Origin of the sequence: Aquabacterium soli, from assembly GCF_003933735.1 — a bacterium.
Taxonomy (GTDB): Bacteria; Pseudomonadota; Gammaproteobacteria; order Burkholderiales; family Burkholderiaceae_C; genus Aquabacterium; species Aquabacterium soli.
In genome coordinates this window covers 1-1239 of sequence record NZ_RSED01000053.1, presented here as the reverse complement: position 1 = coordinate 1239, position 1239 = coordinate 1, and the positions used below count along the sequence as shown (strand labels likewise).

The window sequence follows — 1239 nt, the reverse complement described above, 5'->3', positions numbered from 1 at the left end:
GTTATCCACAAAAACTGGGGATAACTTGGCCAAGCACATGGCCCATGCGGCAGAAATGCGCCAATGGGCCGGACTGCCTCCGTTTTAGGCAAATCTGCGGTGGCTGGGCACATCCTGACTTGGATGTGCTTTTGACGCCGCTGGCCTCACCATCAATCGCAGATCAGTCGCCGCAAACCAGCACCTGGCACTACCACCCGGTCAAGGGATCGATCACTTCTTTGCGTTCCCAGCGAGATGGCTCTTAACCCACTGATCCTGAGTCAGTCCACACTGACTCAGCACGTTGGCTGATGGGGCATGCGCCAACAGATACGCCGTCAATTCATCCCCTTGCAAACCAGAAGGGACAAACACGAAGGTGTCTGCCGACGAGCACTTTGCATCGATCATCTTTTTTTGCCGTTGATTCACCGCCGCCTGCGCACTGACGCAACCGACATCCGCCAAAACCGCATCGATGTTCGGCAGCTTTTTGCAAGCGGCCATCTTGGCGCTCAGTTCGCTTTTGTTTGAGCTGAATCGCGACACCAAAACAGGGTCAGGGCTGACGCTCCCAGTGGCCCCGACCACACCGGGGATCGACCCGAGAATTGCCACGATGACGAGAAGATTTTTCATACGAATCCCTTGAGAAAATCAGAACAACATGCAGTCAATAGGGTGCCGACAAATACAGCAGACACCCAACATCCTATGTAGTGCGCGCAAGCCTCAAAGCTTCATCCTGAACGCACCAACATCGCCACGCTCACATCGTCAAATGTCTTGGTGGTCATCAGCCTCACCAACTCGTCGCCAATAGCCTCTTCAACCTTGCGCTGCGGGAACTCCATGGCCCAACTCGCCATGGTGTCTATGGCCTTTGCGTATTCCTGTCGACCACGGTTGAACAGCGATGCCTCGGCCCCATCGCTCATCAACGTGCAAGCATCAAACTCCCGAGCCGAGAGAACTGCATACTCAAACTTCTCCAGATANGTCTGCAAAACCCAGCCGCAGGGCGCGGGTCTTGCATGATGTTGGCGTCGAGATGATGCGTGGCAAACAGAAATGAAGCAAGTCAGCTTAGGATTGAACCTGTCGACCAAGAAGACGCGCAAGCGTGAGTTCTTGGAACAGATGAACAAGGTGGTGCCGTGGGATGTACTGGTCGGTGTGGTCGATCCACACTGGCCCAAGTCCAAGACGGGCCGCCCTCCCTTTGCCATCGAGACCATGCTGCGCATCCATTACCTG

Annotated in this window: 3 protein-coding genes; 1 reads left to right on the top strand and 2 read right to left on the bottom strand. The window is 55.0% G+C overall.

Going from position 1 to position 1239, the window contains the following annotated elements; genetic code table 11:
- Positions 1 to 213 precede the first annotated feature (213 nt).
- Positions 214 to 621, bottom strand: a complete 408-nt coding sequence (locus EIP75_RS23745) for a hypothetical protein (RefSeq protein WP_125245662.1) — start codon at positions 619 to 621, stop codon at positions 214 to 216.
- Between the two features lie 101 nt (positions 622 to 722).
- The gene (locus EIP75_RS23740) at positions 723 to 920 is read right to left on the bottom strand and encodes a hypothetical protein (protein WP_125245661.1); all 198 of its coding nucleotides are present in this window, start codon (positions 918 to 920) and stop codon (positions 723 to 725) included.
- Between the two features lie 133 nt (positions 921 to 1053).
- Here EIP75_RS23740 and EIP75_RS23735 point away from each other — a divergent pair.
- Positions 1054 to 1239 (top strand): transposase (locus EIP75_RS23735; RefSeq protein ID WP_476561149.1); only part of this gene is annotated, 186 nt, incomplete at its 3' end.